Origin of the sequence: Salibacterium lacus, from assembly GCF_042684865.1 — a bacterium.
Taxonomy (GTDB): Bacteria; Bacillota; Bacilli; order Bacillales; family Marinococcaceae; genus Salibacterium; species Salibacterium lacus.
In genome coordinates this window covers 1-17710 of record NZ_JBHUML010000003.1, presented here as the reverse complement: position 1 = coordinate 17710, position 17710 = coordinate 1, and the positions used below count along the sequence as shown (strand labels likewise).

Annotated in this window: 19 protein-coding genes and 12 tRNA genes; 29 read left to right on the top strand and 2 right to left on the bottom strand. The window is 48.5% G+C overall.

The window, feature by feature from the left end:
* Positions 1-230: 230 nt before the first annotated feature.
* Positions 231-770, top strand: a complete 540-nt coding sequence (locus ACFSUB_RS10725) for an RNA polymerase sigma factor SigX (RefSeq protein WP_380713257.1) — start codon at positions 231-233, stop codon at positions 768-770.
* Complete coding sequence (locus tag ACFSUB_RS10720; RefSeq protein WP_380713256.1) at positions 767-2053, top strand: GerMN domain-containing protein; 1287 nt, start codon at positions 767-769, stop codon at positions 2051-2053. Before ACFSUB_RS10725 ends, ACFSUB_RS10720 begins: the two co-directional genes overlap by 4 nt.
* 63 nt (positions 2054-2116) lie before the next feature.
* On the opposite strand, the gene ACFSUB_RS10715 is transcribed toward ACFSUB_RS10720, so the two are convergent.
* Positions 2117-2893, bottom strand: coding sequence for a rhomboid family intramembrane serine protease (locus ACFSUB_RS10715; RefSeq protein WP_380713255.1), 777 nt, complete (start codon positions 2891-2893; stop codon positions 2117-2119).
* Positions 2894-2994: 101 nt separating this feature from the next.
* Between ACFSUB_RS10715 and acpS the strand changes: the two genes are divergently transcribed.
* From acpS to ACFSUB_RS10645, 14 genes are all read left to right on the top strand, one after another.
* Positions 2995-3363 (top strand): holo-ACP synthase, encoded by a 369-nt coding sequence (gene acpS, locus ACFSUB_RS10710; RefSeq protein ID WP_380713638.1) that lies wholly within the window; start codon positions 2995-2997, stop codon positions 3361-3363.
* Positions 3364-3412: 49 nt separating this feature from the next.
* Positions 3413-4954, top strand: coding sequence for an NAD(P)H-hydrate dehydratase (locus ACFSUB_RS10705; RefSeq protein ID WP_380713254.1), 1542 nt, complete (start codon positions 3413-3415; stop codon positions 4952-4954).
* 51 nt (positions 4955-5005) lie between these two features.
* Positions 5006-6046 carry a LolA family protein gene (locus ACFSUB_RS10700; protein WP_380713253.1) on the top strand — a complete coding sequence of 347 codons (1041 nt, stop codon included), beginning with the start codon at positions 5006-5008 and terminating at the stop codon, positions 6044-6046.
* A 205-nt stretch (positions 6047-6251) separates the two neighbouring features.
* Positions 6252-7406 (top strand): alanine racemase, encoded by a 1155-nt coding sequence (gene alr / locus ACFSUB_RS10695; protein ID WP_380713252.1) that lies wholly within the window; start codon positions 6252-6254, stop codon positions 7404-7406.
* Positions 7407-7515: 109 nt separating this feature from the next.
* Positions 7516-7797, top strand: a complete 282-nt coding sequence (locus tag ACFSUB_RS10690; RefSeq protein ID WP_380713251.1) for an antitoxin — start codon at positions 7516-7518, stop codon at positions 7795-7797.
* Positions 7798-8066: 269 nt separating this feature from the next.
* Complete coding sequence (locus tag ACFSUB_RS10685) at positions 8067-8888, top strand: STAS domain-containing protein (RefSeq protein WP_380713250.1); 822 nt, start codon at positions 8067-8069, stop codon at positions 8886-8888.
* 42 nt (positions 8889-8930) lie between these two features.
* Complete coding sequence (locus ACFSUB_RS10680; protein ID WP_380713249.1) at positions 8931-9287, top strand: STAS domain-containing protein; 357 nt, start codon at positions 8931-8933, stop codon at positions 9285-9287.
* A gap of 2 nt (positions 9288-9289) precedes the next feature.
* Complete coding sequence (locus ACFSUB_RS10675; protein WP_380713248.1) at positions 9290-9703, top strand: anti-sigma regulatory factor; 414 nt, start codon at positions 9290-9292, stop codon at positions 9701-9703.
* Between the two features lie 18 nt (positions 9704-9721).
* The gene (locus tag ACFSUB_RS10670) at positions 9722-10735 is read left to right on the top strand and encodes a PP2C family protein-serine/threonine phosphatase (RefSeq protein WP_380713247.1); all 1014 of its coding nucleotides are present in this window, start codon (positions 9722-9724) and stop codon (positions 10733-10735) included.
* Between the two features lie 123 nt (positions 10736-10858).
* Entirely contained in the window at positions 10859-11185 is a 327-nt protein-coding gene (locus ACFSUB_RS10665; RefSeq protein ID WP_380713246.1) for an STAS domain-containing protein, read from the top strand.
* Positions 11185-11676 carry an anti-sigma B factor RsbW gene (gene rsbW, locus ACFSUB_RS10660; RefSeq protein ID WP_380713637.1) on the top strand — a complete coding sequence of 164 codons (492 nt, stop codon included), beginning with the start codon at positions 11185-11187 and terminating at the stop codon, positions 11674-11676. Before ACFSUB_RS10665 ends, rsbW begins: the two co-directional genes overlap by 1 nt.
* The gene (gene sigB, locus ACFSUB_RS10655) at positions 11633-12436 is read left to right on the top strand and encodes an RNA polymerase sigma factor SigB (protein WP_380713245.1); all 804 of its coding nucleotides are present in this window, start codon (positions 11633-11635) and stop codon (positions 12434-12436) included. The genes rsbW and sigB overlap by 44 nt, the downstream gene beginning before the upstream one ends.
* The gene (locus ACFSUB_RS10650; RefSeq protein WP_380713244.1) at positions 12436-13038 is read left to right on the top strand and encodes a PP2C family serine/threonine-protein phosphatase; all 603 of its coding nucleotides are present in this window, start codon (positions 12436-12438) and stop codon (positions 13036-13038) included. Before sigB ends, ACFSUB_RS10650 begins: the two co-directional genes overlap by 1 nt.
* 103 nt (positions 13039-13141) lie before the next feature.
* Positions 13142-15331, top strand: coding sequence for a Tex family protein (locus tag ACFSUB_RS10645; protein ID WP_380713243.1), 2190 nt, complete (start codon positions 13142-13144; stop codon positions 15329-15331).
* A 22-nt stretch (positions 15332-15353) separates the two neighbouring features.
* Here ACFSUB_RS10645 and cmpA read toward each other — a convergent pair whose 3' ends face one another.
* Positions 15354-15491, bottom strand: a complete 138-nt coding sequence (gene cmpA, locus ACFSUB_RS10640) for a cortex morphogenetic protein CmpA (RefSeq protein ID WP_380713242.1) — start codon at positions 15489-15491, stop codon at positions 15354-15356.
* Between the two features lie 101 nt (positions 15492-15592).
* On the opposite strand from cmpA, the gene ACFSUB_RS10635 reads away from it, so the two are divergent.
* The 13 genes from ACFSUB_RS10635 to ACFSUB_RS10575 all read left to right on the top strand — a co-directional run bounded on the left by ACFSUB_RS10635 (position 15593) and on the right by ACFSUB_RS10575 (position 17550).
* Complete coding sequence (locus ACFSUB_RS10635) at positions 15593-16054, top strand: SprT family protein (protein ID WP_380713241.1); 462 nt, start codon at positions 15593-15595, stop codon at positions 16052-16054.
* Between the two features lie 171 nt (positions 16055-16225).
* Positions 16226-16300 (top strand) — tRNA-Asn (locus ACFSUB_RS10630).
* A gap of 1 nt (position 16301) precedes the next feature.
* Positions 16302-16392 (top strand) — tRNA-Ser (locus tag ACFSUB_RS10625).
* 8 nt (positions 16393-16400) lie between these two features.
* Positions 16401-16475, top strand: a tRNA-Glu gene (locus ACFSUB_RS10620).
* A 1-nt stretch (position 16476) separates the two neighbouring features.
* Positions 16477-16552: transfer RNA gene (locus ACFSUB_RS10615), tRNA-Val, on the top strand.
* 169 nt (positions 16553-16721) lie between these two features.
* Positions 16722-16797, top strand: a tRNA-Asp gene (locus ACFSUB_RS10610).
* Between the two features lie 21 nt (positions 16798-16818).
* Positions 16819-16893, top strand: a tRNA-Gln gene (locus tag ACFSUB_RS10605).
* A 5-nt stretch (positions 16894-16898) separates the two neighbouring features.
* Positions 16899-16982, top strand: a tRNA-Leu gene (locus tag ACFSUB_RS10600).
* Positions 16983-17001: 19 nt separating this feature from the next.
* A tRNA-Leu gene (locus tag ACFSUB_RS10595) sits at positions 17002-17089 on the top strand.
* A gap of 5 nt (positions 17090-17094) precedes the next feature.
* Positions 17095-17171, top strand: a tRNA-Arg gene (locus ACFSUB_RS10590).
* An 86-nt stretch (positions 17172-17257) separates the two neighbouring features.
* Positions 17258-17334 (top strand) — tRNA-Pro (locus tag ACFSUB_RS10585).
* A gap of 6 nt (positions 17335-17340) precedes the next feature.
* Positions 17341-17414 (top strand) — tRNA-Gly (locus ACFSUB_RS10580).
* A gap of 59 nt (positions 17415-17473) precedes the next feature.
* Positions 17474-17550 (top strand) — tRNA-Ile (locus tag ACFSUB_RS10575).
* Positions 17551-17710 lie beyond the last annotated feature (160 nt).

The window sequence follows — 17710 nt, the reverse complement described above, 5'->3', positions numbered from 1 at the left end:
AATCTACCATTATACAAAAACGTGATATAATAGGGCCTGTTAAGTTTAAATGGCAGGTGGTACGATGCGTAAAAAAACGAACAAACAGGTAGCAGGAGCGCTTCTTGCTTTTATTGTGTTATATGCAGCGATTTACTGGATATGGGTTTTTGTTTAAAAAAGACGGCTGCGTTTCTTTTTTTGTAACTTTGAAGACGTAACGAACGACTAAAGATGCGGGAGTGTTACACGTGAAAGAGGAATTTGAACGGTTGTATGAAACCTATCACCACGCTCTCTTTCAATATTTATTCTATATGGTACGGGACAAAGAAACGGCGGAAGAACTGGTGCAGGAAGTATACATTAAAGTGTTTCATTCCTTTGATTCGTTTGAAGGAAAAAGCACGGAAAAAACATGGCTCTATTCCATCGCCCGGCATGTAGGAATTGACTGGATACGAAAGCAGAACCGCAAAAAACGCAAGTGGCTCGGCGTGCTTGGCCCCCTTACCAAAGAGGAGGTGCGGGACCCCGCCCCTCTCCCTGAAGAGGTGGTATCGGCCCGGGAAGACGCGCGGGAAGTATTTGACGGTATGGATCACATCAGTCCCGATCAGCGTCAGGTGCTGGTGCTGCGCTATATGGATTCGCTTTCTATCAAAGAAACGGCGGAAGTGCTCGGCTGGTCGGAAAGTAAAGTGAAAACGACGCAGCACAGGGCGGTAAAAAAACTTCAGGAAGTGCTTGGCCGCACAGACCGGATGACAGAAAGGAGGGCGGGACAGTGAAGAAAGATGACCACGCTTCAGAAGAAAGGATCAAGCAGTCGCTTGAACAGCTGCCGCAGGTAAAAGACAAACGACCGAAAGAAGACATTTATCAAAACATTGTACAGCGTTCGCGGACTTCGAAACAAAAAACCTCAGGAAAATGGGTCATGCCTGCTTTTTCCGCAGCTGCAGCCTTGATTCTTCTGCTCGTACTGATACCTAATATGTTGACGCTGAATAACCAGTCCGGATCTTCAACAGATAATAGTTCTTCCCCCGAAGAAAGGGAGGAAACAAACATCCAGGAAGAGCCGCCTGGGAGTCAGGATGATCCGCGTGCCGCGGATTCAAGCTCAGATAATGAATCTGGAAGAGAAGAGGAAATGACGAAGTCCAACGAGCAGCCGCAGCAGTCGGAAGTAGAAAAAGAACCGTCAGTGAATACCGGAGAAACAAACCTGACGTATGATCAGTATACAGGAGCACTGACAGAAGAACAGATGGATGAGTCGCAAACGGCTGCTACCATAGCAGTGCCGGATCCTGAAGCCAAGCTTGTCGTACCGGTAACCTTCACGGCCTCAGCCGATAACAAAGCCACGCTGATGGATGAGAAAAATGAAACATGGAATCCGGCCCAGGTTGGCTTGGCAGCCTCGTCATTTGAAGGTGTAGACTGGATTGACGGCGGGGATAACAGTTTACTGGAAGCTGATTTCACAGAAGCTGAAACACCGGACAGCAGCACCCAAAGTGAAATGATCGTGAAAGGTTTGGATGAAATCCTGCGCTATACCGACGAAACCCAGGTTCTTCTGACCGATGATGGGCAGGCCGGCGTGGATCTTGGGAATTACGGTATCGTGGAAAACTACCGACAGAAAGAAAATAACCGTGGTTATTATATGTACACGAGTGAAACAAATGATCAATTTCTCGTCAGTCAGCAGGGGACCGGGATGACGAACAGCCATGAAAACGGAGAGTTGTTCACTCTGAAAGAAACGCTCGAACAGATGAAAACCGTGCCGGAAAACAGTCCGGTCGGGCCTTCCATTCCGAAAGAGGCTTCTATTGAATCAGCCGGAGGAGAAAGCGGAACAGCCGAAGTCGTGTTCTCCGAAGAGAGCAGTATCGGGGAATCAGCCAACCTCCGCTGGATGATTGAATCGATTCTGTTTACAGCTGCGGACTTTGGTTACGAGCAGGTGCGGTTTGAAGGCATTACTCCGGAAAACAGCGGCGGCTATCCTGTAGAGGAACCGGTGAGTATTCCGGAGGCTCCCAACTTTATGGAATAAACCCGGGACACAAAAAACGGGAACTTCCCTGAAAAAAGAGAAGCTCCCGTTTTTCTATTCTACTTAGAAAAGGCTTGAAATGATACCGATAATGACGAGAGCAACAAAGATCCAGCCCACAATGCGTGATGCTTTCCGGCCGTTCAGGATGCGCCGTTTCTTCCAGCGGTCGGGGTTAAAGCCGATTTCATCATCAGGAACCCTGCGATGCACCTCCATCACTGTAAATGGTCTGGCGTTTTTTAAAAACGCCGGGGCCAGGGCAGCGCCGGCAATGAGGCCGAACAAATGGCCGAGGATGTTAACATTGGGGGTCAAGAACGTCATGACAATCCCCAGTATGGCAATAACGCTGATGATCCGGGCATTCATGGCGTCAATTAAATCTTTGCGGTACAATACCATGTAGAGGTAAACACCAAACAGCCCGAAAATCGACCCTGATGCTCCGATGTGGGAGTACGAGAAGCCGGTTAAAAGAGTCGTGGCGATGTTGGCGATGATGCCGGCCCCAAGGTAGACAACGATGAACTTCCCTTTGCCGAGCATTCGTTCCAGCGCCGGACCGAACAGAATCAGCGAAATGGAATTAAACAGGACGTGCTGTGTGCCCTCGTGAAGAAAAATAGGAGTGATGAGCCGCCAGTACTCACCGTTGAATTGAATGGCACCGGTGACACCCGCGCCGTTCTGAAGGATCCACTCACCGAGAGGAATCAGTCCGCCGGTTATCCTGGAAAGATTGATCCATAAAAACAAAATGAGATGTATAGCAGTCAGCCACGTGATGACGGGGTAGTTTTTGCGGAAGGAATAAAAGGTTTCATTCCGGATGAACATACGGCCACTCCTTTTCAGCTAAAATGGCGGTGCGTTTTTTTATTTTAGCATAGGAAACAGGAGCGGGGCGAATGGAAGAGAGTGATGATGGAGGAGGAAGCATGATAAAAGGAATCGGTATAGATATGGTTGAGCTTCCGCGGATCAAGCGGCTGATGGCGAAGTCAGAACGTTTTGAAGCACGTATCCTCACACCCGCTGAACAGGAGCGGATGAGCAGCTGCGAGGGCTGGCGCAAAGTCGAATTCGCAGCCGGACGTTTTGCTGCAAAAGAAGCATTTGTGAAAGCAGTCGGAACCGGAATTTCAGGCCGGTTCGGTTTTCAGGATATAGAGATTCTCCCTGATGGACGCGGGAGACCCTGCCTTTTTGCGGAAATCGATGAATACGTTCACCTCTCGATTACCCACAGTAGAGAGTATGCCGCCGCCCAGGTGGTTCTCGAAGGAAGAGACGGCTTGTTTGCATAACCCGTGAGATTGTCTCATAGAAATAAAGTGCGGTTGGGAGGGACCTGACATGCAGGTGGTTACAGGTGAAGAAATGAGAGAAATGGATCGTTATGCCATGGACGATGTAGGAATGAAGGAAGAACTGTTGATGGAAAACGCCGGGCGGGAAGCGGCGCACGCTCTTGAAAGAAAAAATACGTCTGCTGCCGGCACGAAGACAGTGGTTCTGATCGGCAAAGGCAATAACGGAGGAGACGGATTTGTGCTGGCAAGAGTGCTGCAGGAAAAGGGATGGAATGTGGATGTCCTGCTCTTGTCTAACGCCGATGCTTTTCAGGGGGCGGCGTTGTACCACAAAGATCTTTACGAACGATGTGGTTTCACATGGGGGTATTGGTCCGAAAAGGAATCAGAGCGGATCCAAAAGGAGTATATCCTTATTGTCGATGCGATGCTCGGAACCGGTGTGAAGGGTGGTCTGCGGGAACCGTTCAAAGAAGCTGCCGATGTACTGAATGAAGCAGAGGGGACAGTCGCCGCGGTGGATATTCCAAGCGGTGTTCCTTCCGGCGAAGACCCTGTGCCGGAGACAGCCGTACAGGCTGATTTCACCATCACCCTGCAGTACCCGAAGATCAGCGCCTATCTACAGCCTGCCTCGCCCTTTTACGGGGAGATTGAAGTAGTTGATATCGGACTGCCGGGCGCAGCTCTCAGAAAAGAAAAAGAGAAAAAGCAGCTTTGGACGGGGCAGGATACGGCCCGCACGCTCAACAAACGGTCGGTGGATGCTCATAAAGGGGATCACGGAAGGGGACTGCTCATCGGTGGATCAGCGGCAATGCCGGGAGCCGTTCGGATGGCATCGACGGCCTGTCTTTACAGCGGTGCCGGACTTCTGACGGCTGCATTCCCTTCTTCGGCCGCTGCTGTACCGGCAGGCGCTCCGCCGGAGGTAATGATGCTTCCGCTTCAGGAAGAGAATGGGTATTTCTCTCCCGAGATCCGGGCGGACGACCTTTCTGCAGGTGCTTATGATGCGGTGGCGGCCGGACCCGGTATGGGTCGTGGAAAAGGGGCTGAAACGCTTGTAAAACAATTGGTGGAACAAGCAGGAGGGCCGCTTCTGTTTGACGCAGACGCGCTCTATTTTCTGCCGGAACACATCGAGGCGTTGCAGCAGCGCCGCCAGCCGGTCATCTTGACCCCTCATCCGGGGGAAATGGCACGACTTGCCGGTGTTTCTGTCCGGGAAGTTACTCAAAGACGTTTCAGTCTCTCCAGAGAGACTGCCGCCCGTTACAACTGCTGTGTTGTTCTGAAAGGTCCTCATACGCTTGTTACCATGCCCGATGGCACTCAGACTGTTAATACAACGGGCAATGAGGCGCTTGCAAGAGGCGGCACCGGTGATATCCTGACGGGCATGATTCTTGGAATGCTCCTCCAAAGACAGGAGATACAGCCGGCCGTGAGCAATGCTGTGTATCTGCACGGCCTGGCAGCGGATTTCGCTGTAGAACATGAATTTGACTCCTATGCCATGGCATCAAGTGATATCATTTCTTACCTGCCGCCCGCATTTCGTTCTATTATTTCCTCTTTGTAAGGAAGGTTCCCTCCTTTGTCGTTATTTTACGGACAAAGGAGAAATGCTACTGTGCGAAGATTAACGTATGCAGGCTTTTTCCTGCTTCTTCTGACCATGCTGCTTGCAGCCTGCGGCGAAAAATCGCAGGAAGAAGTGATGCAGGACCTGGACCGGAAGCTGCAGGACATGAGTGGTTATAAGACAGAGGCTTCCATGACACTTGAAACCGGTGATGAGCCGAGAATGTATGACGTCGGCGTTTCGTACATGCAGAATGAGCAGAACAAATATTATAAAGTGGATCTCCAGAATGAAAACGAAGAGCAGAATCAAATGATCATCCGCAATGATGACGGGGTGTTTGTGCTGACACCGTCGCTGAACAAAAGTTTCCGTTTCCAAAGTGACTGGCCGAACAACAACAGCCAGGTGTATTTGTACGAGTCTCTGATTTCCGATATTTTAATGGATGCAGAGCGTACATTTTCCATCCACGAAGACACCTATGTTTTCGAAACGAAAACGAACTACCAGAATAAAAACCTGCACCATCAGGAGATTGTGCTTGATACGAAAACACTCGCCCCGCGCTCGGTAAAAATCTATGATGCTGATTACAAAGAGCTGGTGTCAGTAGACTTCTCAAATTTCGAAGAAAATGCTGAGTTTGAACAAAGTGATTTCGAGACGGAGCGGAATATGACTGCTGCGAATATGGAAATGCCGGCTTCCGCCGAAGAAAAAGAGGAGCAGAGCCGGCGGGAATCCTTTGAAGTCGTTTATCCGACATTTGAACCACAGGGAGCAGAGTTGGAAGACAAGGAAGAAACCGTGACAGACAGCGGTAAAAGGATTGTTTTGACGTACGGAGGCGACAAACCCTTCACCATTGTGGAAACAGCTGCGGCAGCCGAAGCGGTAACGGCAGATGTTAATATGGGTGAGGGAGAACCGGTGAACCTGAATACGGCTGTCGGCGCAAGAACGGAAGATTCACTGGTCTGGAACAGCGGCGGAGTGGAGTTTCTGCTCGCTTCCAACCATTTGACCGGAGAAGAAATGGCGGCCGTGGCCCGTTCCATGACAACACCCGCACAGGCTGTTAAATAACCGGAGAAGGCAGTATGGCAGCCTGGATTAAAACAATCTCCCATTTTATGCAGAACCCTCACAGTAGTGGGGGCCTTCTTCATTTAAAGATTCTGTTCCGGCCCCTTTGGTATAACGTCTAACCGTGAATTGACAGATTCAATATTCGCTATAATAATCATAGTAGGTGTATCCGGTAAAACATATAACAGGGGACGATTCCAGCATGACTTTTAAAAAAACTTCCTACCGCGACACGTGGGCGGAAATAAATCTTGAAAATATAAAATACAATGTAAACGAAGTGACGAAATTATTTAAGCAGCCGATGAATGTCATGGCTGTTGTGAAAGCGGATGGGTACGGGCACGGTGCGGTGGAAAGCGCGGAAGAAGCAATAGAGGCCGGGGCGCGGTTTTTAGGGACGGCTCTTCTGGAAGAAGCGCTGGAGCTGCGGGAAGCAGGAATCGAGACCCCCATTCTGGTGCTGGGCCGTATCAATCCCGAAGATGCAGGGACTGCCCAGCAGTACGGCATCCGTGTCACTGTGTTTCAAAACGAGTGGCTGCAGACGGCCGAAACGTATTTATCAAAAGATCATCCGCCTCTTTTGATCCATATTAAAGTGGATACGGGAATGGGACGCATCGGCATGAAAGATGAAGAAGAGATTCTGTCTTTTATTCGTGTTCTGGACAGTATGGCCTCCATTCAGGCAGAAGGAGTATTCACCCATTTCGCAACGGCTGATGAACTGGATACAACGTACTGGAATGCACAGTACAGGCGTTTTCTTCAGGTGCTTGGACTGTTGAATGCCGCCATCGGTCCGCTTCCTTATGTGCACTGCGGAAACAGCGCCACTGCTCTTCGTTTTCCAGAGCATTGTTTTAATATGGTGCGGTTCGGCATATCCATGTACGGTCTGACCCCTTCTGCAGAAATCACAGAAGAACTTCCTTTTCCGCTGAAAGAGGCTTTTTCCCTGCACAGCCGTATTGTGCATATAAAACAGACTGAACCAGGGGAGAGCATCAGCTACGGGGCTTCGTATACCACAAACGCAGAAGAATGGATAGCCACGGTGCCGATAGGGTATGCAGACGGCTGGTACAGATATCACTCTTCAGAAGGCGGCGAGGTTCTCGTTAATGGAGAGCGGGTGCCTATTGTCGGCCGGATCTGTATGGACCAGATGATGATCCGGCTTCCGGCCTGGGTGCCGGTTGGAACGAAGGTGACGTTGATAGGAAGTCAGAACTCCGAACATATCAGCGTGCTGGAGGCAGCCCGGAGAATTGGGACCATTACCTATGAAATTCCGTGTATGATCAGCAGCCGGGTTCCACGCTGTTATGTCAGACAGCAGATAAATGCCTGACAAGATAAAACCCCCAAAGCCCAAAAGACCTTTGCAAACGGCAGGGTGAAATGCTATTATAAATTTAGCTGAAAAGAGAAGTAAGGCGTAAGCTGGAGGTGTATGTGGCGTGCATCAAAGTAGCACCAAGCAAATCAAAGTCAGTCTCCCTGAGTATCTGCTGAACGAACTGGATAGAATCGTGGAGGAGGATAACACGGACCGTCATGATTTTATCTATCAGGCCGCGGAATTTTATCTCAGAGAGCGCCGGAAACGCAGAAATCGGGAATCGATGCAGCAGGGTTACCTTGAAATGGCCAACATCAATCTGCATATCGCCTCAGAATCCTTTCTTGCCGAAGAAGAAGCGGAAAATTCTGTAGACGACAGGCTCGTGAGCGGAGTATGAACAGGATGCCCGGCAGGACATCCATCTGCCCCGGCATTATTTCTTTTTTCTAAATTGATAAAGAAACGAATAAAAACTGTTGTGCCTTGGAGAGGCGCGCAGTTTTTTTGTTTTCCTCCCAATATAAAATATTTCGTCGAAAAAAAGAAGGATTTATTTGCGCCCGGCACTAAGTCATGAAATAATAGAAACACAAGTATATGACGATAAGGGAATGCGAAGTCCCATGTTGTAAAAGCAGCGGAATAGGATAGTGGAGGAGTTTATTTATGCAGTCATCTGTCATTGAAATGATCTATACTCACCGTTATGAAGTGATAGAGCAGTGGAAAAACGAGATGATCACCTTCCAGGAGAATGAATTCACAGAAAGTTCTCCTCAAAGAGTTGTCACGTATATAAATCAGGAGTTTGCCGATGTCATTATCGGTACGCTTGAAATGGACGAAGAAGAAGCCCGGGAACGCCTCCGCTCTTTTTCGGAACGTTTGATACATTCCGGATGGCCGCTCAGTTATTTCACGAAGGGACTTCAGCTGTTCCGGCGTGTGCTGCTCTCGTTCATGACGACTGACAATACTATACCTTCCAGCAAAGTTTTTGAAACGTTTCAGGAAACAGAAAATTGGATTGACAGCATTGTAAACCAGATGGTGGATGAATATACCGGTTCCTGGGAGCATACCCTTGAGATTCAGAAACTGGCCCTGCAGGAATTGTCCGCCCCGTTAATACCGGTTTTTGAACATATCAGTGTGATGCCGCTGATTGGAACAATCGATACGGAACGGGCAAAACTGATTATGGAAAATCTGCTGGAGGGCATCATTGAACACCGGTCACAGGTGGTGTTAATAGATATTACCGGAGTTCCGGTGGTGGATACGATGGTGGCTCATCATATTATTCAGGCGGCAGAAGCCGTCCGTCTTGTCGGGGCAGAGTGTATTCTTGTTGGGATACGCCCGGAAATCGCCCAGACTATCGTCAATCTCGGCATTGACCTTGGGAAATTCCCGACGAAAAGCACCCTCCGCAAAGGGATTGAATCCGGTCTCGAACGGACAAACCGGCAGATTGTAAATCTATAATACACAGAAAATACTAAAATGCAGATCGGGGGGATTGAAGTCGTGCGCATACCTATTTTAAAGCTTAAACGATACTTATTGATTTCCGTCCAGGTGGACCTGGACGACCAGACCGCTCTTCAATTCCAGGAAGATTTACTGAATAAAATCCACCAGGAGGGATCGGCGGGCGTCGTTATTGATTTGACGTCGGTTGATATGATTGATTCTTTCATTGCCAAAGTACTCGGTGATGTCGTGGAAATGTCCAATTTAATGGGGGCCAAAGTTGTACTCACCGGTATTCAGCCGGGGGTTGCCATCACATTGATTGATATGGGGATCATGCTTGAAGAAGTGCCGACAGCACTTGATCTAGAGCAGGGTCTGGAAAAACTTCAACAGGAATTGGAGGCATGAAGATGAGTGTTCAATCCAACGTTGAAGTACACAGTGAATGGGGCATTGTTTCGGCGAGACAGGCAGGACGGAACCTCGCAAAAGAACTGGGATTTGCAGGAGTGGACCAGGCAAGGATCACTACCGCTATCTCAGAACTCGCCCGAAACATATACCTGTATGCGGAAAAAGGTGAAATTGTGCTCGAAGGGATCGAAGGAAAAGAAACCGGAGGAGCCAAACGAGGGCTGAAGATAGTCGCAAAAGACCAGGGCCCCGGGATTAAAAGCATCCGGGAAGTTATGGAAGACGGATATACCACCTCAGGGGGGCTGGGTGCCGGACTTCCGGGAGTGAAGCGGCTGATGGATGAATTTGATATCGACTCGGTCGCCGGGGAAGGAACAGAAATCACAACAATAAAATGGCTTCGTTAACGTTGGGGGGATTGGATTTTGGCTGATGCTTACCGTTTGATGCAGGAACAGTATGTAAATATACTGCGTACCTATCTACAGGAAAAAAATGAAACAGGACTATACCAGGCACAACAATTCAGCAAAAAAGTGCTGGAAAACCAGATTTCCCCGGAAGAAGTAGTCAGTCTTCACATTGAAGCCCTGGAGCAGTTTTATCCGAATCTCCCGCAGGGCGCGCGTGATTCCTTTGATTTTTTAATTGAAATTATGATGGGATACGGAATGGCTTACCGGGAACACCAGATATTAAGAGATAAACAGAAAGAACTGGAATCCGAAATTAATGTGGCGGCGAACATGCAGCAGACATTTCTGCCGGATGAGATACCTGAAGTGGATGATATTGATATCGGTGTAATCAGTGTCCCCGCTTCAAAAATGAGCGGGGACTATTATCATTTTGTCAAAGATGATAATGGCTGCATCGGGGTGGCGATTGCCGATATTATCGGGAAAGGAGTGCCGGCTGCTCTCTGTATGTCGATGATCAAGTACGGTATGGACAGTCTTCCGGAACAAAGACTGCAGCCGGGGGCTTTACTGGAAAATCTCAACAGAGTGGTAGAGCGTAATGTTGCTTCCAATATGTTTATTACAATGATGTATGGGTCTTATGATCCGCGTGTACATCATTTTTATTATTCAGGTGCCGGCCACGAACCGGGGCTGTTTTACAATCATGCGGAGGACCGGTTTGAAGATCTTTATGCCAAAGGGCTGGTACTTGGCCTGGATAGGGATACAAGATTCCGGGAATACCATAAAAGAGTAGAAGCAGGTGACTTTATCGTCCTGCTTTCCGACGGGGTGACCGAATGCCGGACGGATGAAGGTTTTATTGAAAGAGAAGAATTGACCCGCATGATCCGGAACTACAGCCATCTTTCCGCACAGGAGATTGTCAACAATGTGTTTTATCAGCTGGAAAGATTACAGGGATTCCGCCTGCGTGATGATTTTTCCCTGGTCATTTTGAGAAGAGAGGTTTAAATAAGAAAACACAGGGGAAACAAAACAGCTAGAGTACGAAAGACCTGGTTGTACTTTTACGTCATAAGCAAACGTTTAAATATAAGAATATCATCTTTTGGCTTGATTATAGGAGGTACCTTTATGAACCTTGATATCCGAACAGAAGAGCTGGACGGGAAAACCGTGTTGTTTGTCGGTGGAGAAATAGACGCTTACACGGCTGCGCAGCTCCGTGAATCCCTTCTTCCACTCACGGAAAAAGAAGGCGCCGATATTGTTGTGGATTTAAAAGGGGTTGATTACATTGACAGCACCGGGCTCGGAATTTTTATCGGAGCGCTTAAATCAGCCAACAGCAACGGCAGTTCACTCCAGCTGACGGGACTGAATGAACGTGTGAAACGATTGTTTTCTATTACTGGTTTAGATGAAGTGATGGACATCGAAGAAGAGGAGGAAGCCCAGTGATGGATAAAAATAGATTGGACCACATCGAAATGAAAATCCCGGCGCGGGCTGAATATGTAGGTGTGGCAAGGCTTACGGTTTCCGGTATTGCAAGTCGTGCCGGATATTCCTATGATGACATTGAAGATTTAAAAGTAGCGGTGGCCGAAGCTTGTACGAACGTTGTCGACCACGCATATGAAGAAGATGGATTTATCCGGATAATCTGCGACATTTACCGGGACAAAATCGAAATTGTGATCGCAGACCGGGGACAGAGTTTTGATATGGAGAATATGAAAAAAGGACTTGGTCCGGTTGATGCAGCCAAACCTATTGAAGATATGAAGGAAGGAGGTTTGGGGCTCTTTCTGATAGACTCCTTAATGGATGAAGTCGAAATTAACGGAGAAAAAGGAGTCGCCATTGTGATGACGAAGTTCCTGCAAGGAGATGGGAGGGAACACAATGTCAACGGAATCCCAGAAACAAACGCACAAAAGCAGCAATGATCAGGATAATGAAGAAATTTACGAATGGATACGCCAGTTTCAGGAAAACCCAACGGAAGAAGTTCAGACCAAGCTGGTAAAGCACTTTGAGCAGCTGGTCCAGTCTCTGGCGCGTAAATTTTCGCGTGGACAGGACCATGACGATGATTTATACCAGGTTGGGATGATCGGCCTTCTGGCAGCTCTTCGTCGTTTTGATGCCTCCTATAACCGCAGTTTTGAATCCTTTGCTGTCCCTACCATTGTCGGGGAGATTAAACGCTTTATACGTGACAAAACGTGGAGTGTCCATGTCCCAAGGAGAATCAAGGAGCTCGGACCGCGGATTAAGAAGGCCGTGGAAGACTTGACCAGTGACCTGCAGCGTTCTCCGCAGGTGGAAGAAATTGCGACCTATCTGGAGGTAAGTGAGGAAGAAGTACTGGAAACGATGGAGATGGGCAAAAGTTACCAGGCTCTGTCGGTGGACCGGTCCATTGAAGCGGATCAGGAAGGCAGTGCCGTTACGTTGCTTGATCTTGTCGGTTCAACCGAGGAAGGGTACGAAAAAACGGATCAACACCTCCTTCTTGAGAAAGCTTTCACCGTGCTTACGGACCGGGAAAAAGAAATTCTTCAATGCACCTATTTTGACAACCTCAGCCAAAAAGAGACAGGAGAGCAGCTCGGCATTTCCCAGATGCACGTATCCCGTCTGCAGCGCCGGGCTTTGCAGAAATTAAGAGATTCCATCAGAGTGGAACCATCGGAGTGTCTATGATGATTGAAAATCAAACACATGCAAAGGTTGAAATTGCAGCGTTCCAGCAGGAAAAACAAGGAGCTGGATGCTGCGGGGACGCCTATGTGACGATAGAGACTGAATCGTATTTTCTCTGTGCTTTAGCTGATGGACTTGGAAGTGGAGAACCGGCGCGCCGGTCCGCGTTAATCGCGATGGACGTGGTGCGTACATATCACGGCCACCGTATTGAAACGATACTTCAGCAGTGCAACCGGGAACTTTTTCAAGAGCGCGGTGTGGTCATGACGGTTTTGAAAGCCGATTTTCACTCTGGTGAAATGATTTATGGCAACATCGGGAACGTGGAAACGTATCTGTTTTCGGCTGATGGTGAATTAAAACGTCCGATGCCGGCACCAGGGTATCTTTCCGGCCGTACATGCAGTTACCGGATACAAAAATTCCCAATAGAGCAGGGGAGTCACTTTGTCATGCATTCTGACGGCATCATGATGTCAAAGTGCGAACGGGAAACGATGAAACATTCCACCTCTCCCGGGGCATCCATTCAGTATTTTTCGGAAAAGGCACAGCAGCAAAATGATGATATAACTGTTGTCATAGGACATATTATATGAGGAGAGCCCGCCCCGCAGCGGCTCTTTTTTTATGAAACGTTAACGTAAGTCATTCATGTTATGATAGAAAAGAATGGCAGGGAAAGAAAGGGGCAGCAGACACATGACAATGTCGGAAGAAACTCAGAATGTTTTACTGGAACATATCACAAATGATGTGAAACTTCGCCGGGATGCGGTGCACAATATTATCGAGCTTCTTGAAGAAGGGAATACGGTACCGTTTATTGCCCGCTACCGGAAAGAACAGAGCGGCGGCGCTGATGAAATACAGATCCGCGACGTCCAGGAAGCATGGCAGTACGGAAAACAGCTGAGTGACCGTAAACAGGAAGTGCTACGTCTGATTGATGAACAGGGCAAATTAACAGAAGACCTGCGAGGTGCCATTGAAGCATCGGCAAAACTCCAGGAAGTGGAAGATCTTTACCGGCCGTATCGTCAAAAACGGAGAACAAGAGCGGTCAAAGCAAAAGAAAAAGGACTTGAACCTCTTGCCGAATACATATTTTCGCAGCCGCGGGAAGGAGACATTACTGCTGAAGCTGCGCCGTTTGTCTCACCGGAGCAGGGCGTTCACTCTGTGGAAGAAGCCCTGCAGGGAGCCCGCGATATTATGGCGGAATGGATATCCGACCATGCTGAGGTACGAAAGCAGATACGTGAGATCACTTCCCGCCAGGGTCGTATGACAGCAGCGAAAAAGTCTAAAGCCGAGGACGAGCAGGGTATCTATGAAATGTATTACGAGTATGAAGAACCTATCCGCAAGGTTCCATCGCACCGCGTACTTGCCATGAACCGCGGGGAAAAAGAAGATGTTCTGAAAGTATCGATACAGATGACGGAAGATCCGGTTTATTCTTTTCTTGAAAAACACGTGATACAGCGCTTTGGTTCTCCGGCGGTACCATATTTGAAGGAATCATACGAAGATGCTTATAAACGTTTAATTGCTCCTGCCATCGAACGTGAACTTCGCAAGGAATTAACGGAAAAAGCGGAGGAACAGGCGATTCATATTTTTTCGGAGAACCTGAAGAACCTGCTTCTCCAGCCTCCAGTAAAAGGAAAAGTCATTCTTGGAGTCGACCCTGCTTACCGCACCGGCTGTAAACTGGCTGTCGTAAATGAAACGGGCAAAATGATGGAAGTAGGTGTCATTTATCCGGTTCCACCGAAAAACGAAGTGCAGAAAGCAAAAGCCAAAGTACAGGAACTTGTGAAACGATACGGAGTGGAAATTATTGTCGTAGGCAACGGCACGGCTTCGCGGGAGACAGAACAGTTTGTCGCCGATGTTATTCCAGAGCTTGAGACGGATGCGTCCTACCTTATCGTTAATGAAGCCGGAGCCAGTGTCTACTCGGCATCGCCGCTCGCACGCGAAGAGTTTCCGGAACTTGAAGTGGAAGAGCGGAGCGCGGTGTCGATTGCAAGACGTGTGCAGGATCCGCTGGCTGAACTTGTGAAGATTGATCCACAGTCTGTCGGAGTCGGCCAGTACCAGCATGATGTTTCCCAGAGCAGACTGCAGGAATCCCTGAAATTTGTGGTGGAAACAGCCGTCAACCAAGTCGGGGTCGAGGTGAACAGCGCATCGTCAAGCCTGCTGCAATACGTGTCCGGACTGTCAAAAGCGGTAGCCGATAATATTATTCAGGCACGAGATGAGAAAGGTTCTTTTAAGAATAGGAAAGAGCTGCAGAAAGTACCGCGGCTTGGGGCGAAAACATTTGAACAGGCTGCCGGTTTCCTGCGGATCCAAGGCGGCGAGGAACCTCTCGACCGGACGGCTATACATCCGGAAAGTTACCGTACCGCCTGGAAGCTGCTTGAACAGATAGAGGCAGAGGCCGTAGATGCCGGATCAGTTGATATAAAGGAAAAACTGGATCAACTGGATGTGCGTGAAGCGGCGGAAGAACTGGATGCAGGGGTGCCGACTCTCCGGGATATTGTTGAAGATCTGAAACGCCCGACCCGCGATCCCCGTGATCAATTAGCGGCACCGATTTTGAAAAAAAGCGTGATGAGCATGGACGACCTTGCCAAAGGAATGGAGCTGCAGGGAACGGTGCGCAATGTCGTGGATTTTGGGGCGTTTGTGGATATAGGGGTGAAACAGGACGGCCTTGTCCACATTTCAAAACTGGCCTCCCGTTTCATCAAACACCCGATGGAAGAAGTCTCGGTTGGAGACGTCGTAACAGTATGGGTGGAAGAGGTAGACCAGAAAAAAGGGCGGATTGCGCTCACAATGATCGAACCCGGCAAACAGACTGAAGCATAAAAGGAAAACACAGTGGGAGCACTTAGTAATTTTTACTGTCTCCCGCTGTATTTTTTTGTTTCCATAGATAATCAAACCAACACTGATTCAGGATGCGGACTTCGCGCCTGTTTTTTTCAAGAAAAGCTTTTTTCATCTGTTTCATAAACCAGGCAGGCATTGCGGATCCCCTCCTCGGCACGTAAAATAAGAAAAGTATTACTGGTCTTTTATGTATATGAGCGGGGGTTTGTCAACATTGACAGGAAAGAGAGGCAGAATATGAATCAATCGGAATTACAGCAGCTGACAGAAGAACTGTCGATTGCATTCTTTCAGCGTCCTTTCAGGCATCAAGCCGTCTTTAACAACAGACTTCGGACGACCGGTGGACGCTACATGCTCGGCACCCACCACATCGAATTAAATCCCAAACACTACGAGCGGTTTGGAAAAGAGGAACTAAAAGCCATCATTAAGCATGAGCTGTGTCATTATCATCTTCATATAGAAGGAAAAGGATACCGTCATAAGGACAAAGATTTTAAAATAATGCTGGAGAAAGTCGGCGGAGCAAGATACTGCACTTCGATGCCGGATCAGAAAAATCAGTCTCGCGTCATTCACTATTATGAGTGTTCATCCTGCGGCGCTGCTTTTAAGCGAAAGCGTAGAGTGAATACGGAAAAGTTCGTATGCGGCCGCTGCGGCGGTGTGTTGAAAAAAATAAATCAATCCCCTTGACCAATTTTAAAACCCCGTGTTATATTATAAAAGTCGCTTCACACAGGAGCACAGCAGTCAATGAATATTGAAGGAATTCGATGAAAAATCGATTTAAAACAGCTCATTGACATTACATAATGAATTCGATACAATGAATCTTGTCGCTGAAGACAGCGTATTTCAAAACATTCCACAGTAGCTCAGTGGTAGAGCTATCGGCTGTTAACCGATCGGTCGTAGGTTCGAATCCTACCTGTGGAGCCATGGAGAAGTACCCAAGTGGCTGAAGGGACACCCCTGCTAAGGGTGCAGGTCGCGAAAGCGGCGCGAGGGTTCAAATCCCTCCTTCTCCGCCATCTACAACGGCCCGTTGGTCAAGTGGTTAAGACACTGCCCTTTCACGGCAGTAACACGGGTTCGAATCCCGTACGGGTCACCACGGAGGGTTAGCTCAGCTGGGAGAGCATCTGCCTTACAAGCAGGAGGTCGGCGGTTCGATCCCGTCACCCTCCACCATTTAAAACAAAACATTGATAAACGCCAATCCAGCTGATATACTGAATTGTCTCCCTGCTTTTAGAAAGTTCAGGGAAGCAGGAAAGCAGAAGAAGGGACGTACCTAAGTACGTGACCTGATGACACAAGTGCAGCTGACTCAGAGATTCGCAGTTTATTCTTTTCAAAAGGGCCTGTGGTGTAGCGGTTAACATGCCTGCCTGTCACGCAGGAGATCGCGGGTTCGATTCCCGTCAGGCCCGCCATTTTAAATTTCCATACAAGAATGGGCTATAGCCAAGCGGTAAGGCATCGGATTTTGATTCCGTGATGCGCTGGTTCGAATCCAGCTAGCCCAGCCATCTATGCGGGTGTGGCGGAATCGGCAGACGCGCTAGATTTAGGATCTAGTGTCTATGACGTGAGGGTTCAAGTCCCTCCGCCCGCACCATTTTATCCATAAAAAATCCGCGGTCGTGGCGGAATCGGCAGACGCGCTAGGTTGAGGGCCTAGTGGGAGTTTATCCCGTGGAGGTTCAAGTCCTCTCGACCGCACCATGAAAGCGCCCGTAGCTCAACTGGACAGAGCGTCTGACTACGAATCAGAAGGTTAGGGGTTCAAGTCCTCTCGGGCGCACCATTTTATACAGCATACATAGACTGTATGAAAAATTGACAATAAGAATAAAGTTGACGAAGAGATTCGCAGTTTATTCTTTCAAAGAACGGGAAGTAGCTCAGCTTGGTAGAGCACTTGGTTTGGGACCAAGGGGTCGCAGGTTCGAATCCTGTCTTCCCGACCATCTTCTGCGGGTGTAGTTTAGTGGTAAAACCTCAGCCTTCCAAGCTGATGTCGTGGGTTCGATTCCCATCACCCGCTCCATGTTATTCTTCAACTGAATAAAACGGGTTGTCTTTTTTTATGCCCGGAAACAGAAACCGGGGCCTGTAGCTCAGTCGGTCAGAGCGCACGCCTGATAAGCGTGAGGTCGGTGGTTCAAGTCCACTCAGGCCCACCATTTAAAAAGAAAAAGATTTTAAATAAGGTATTGACTCTGTTTGAATGAGTTGGTACGATTGAGTATGTCGCTTTGAAAGGCGGCAGACAAACTGCCCTTTGAAAATTGAATGAAAGTCAAGCGTCTGTCAATTCAAATGATCTTTTGGATCATTACAGAT

Excerpts from the sequence above, each read along its gene's own strand:
- ACFSUB_RS10715 (WP_380713255.1), bottom strand. The coding sequence starts at position 2,893 with ATGTTCATCCGGAATGAAACCTTTTATTCCTTCCGCAAAAACTACCCC.
- acpS (WP_380713638.1), top strand. The coding sequence starts at position 2,995 with ATGATAAAAGGAATCGGTATAGATATGGTTGAGCTTCCGCGGATCAAG.
- ACFSUB_RS10705 (WP_380713254.1), top strand. The coding sequence starts at position 3,413 with ATGCAGGTGGTTACAGGTGAAGAAATGAGAGAAATGGATCGTTATGCC.
- alr (WP_380713252.1), top strand. The coding sequence starts at position 6,252 with ATGACTTTTAAAAAAACTTCCTACCGCGACACGTGGGCGGAAATAAAT.
- ACFSUB_RS10685 (WP_380713250.1), top strand. The coding sequence starts at position 8,067 with ATGCAGTCATCTGTCATTGAAATGATCTATACTCACCGTTATGAAGTG.
- ACFSUB_RS10675 (WP_380713248.1), top strand. The coding sequence starts at position 9,290 with ATGAGTGTTCAATCCAACGTTGAAGTACACAGTGAATGGGGCATTGTT.
- ACFSUB_RS10665 (WP_380713246.1), top strand. The coding sequence starts at position 10,859 with ATGAACCTTGATATCCGAACAGAAGAGCTGGACGGGAAAACCGTGTTG.
- rsbW (WP_380713637.1), top strand. The coding sequence starts at position 11,185 with ATGGATAAAAATAGATTGGACCACATCGAAATGAAAATCCCGGCGCGG.
- sigB (WP_380713245.1), top strand. The coding sequence starts at position 11,633 with ATGTCAACGGAATCCCAGAAACAAACGCACAAAAGCAGCAATGATCAG.
- ACFSUB_RS10650 (WP_380713244.1), top strand. The coding sequence starts at position 12,436 with ATGATTGAAAATCAAACACATGCAAAGGTTGAAATTGCAGCGTTCCAG.
- ACFSUB_RS10645 (WP_380713243.1), top strand. The coding sequence starts at position 13,142 with ATGACAATGTCGGAAGAAACTCAGAATGTTTTACTGGAACATATCACA.
- cmpA (WP_380713242.1), bottom strand. The coding sequence starts at position 15,491 with ATGCCTGCCTGGTTTATGAAACAGATGAAAAAAGCTTTTCTTGAAAAA.
- ACFSUB_RS10635 (WP_380713241.1), top strand. The coding sequence starts at position 15,593 with ATGAATCAATCGGAATTACAGCAGCTGACAGAAGAACTGTCGATTGCA.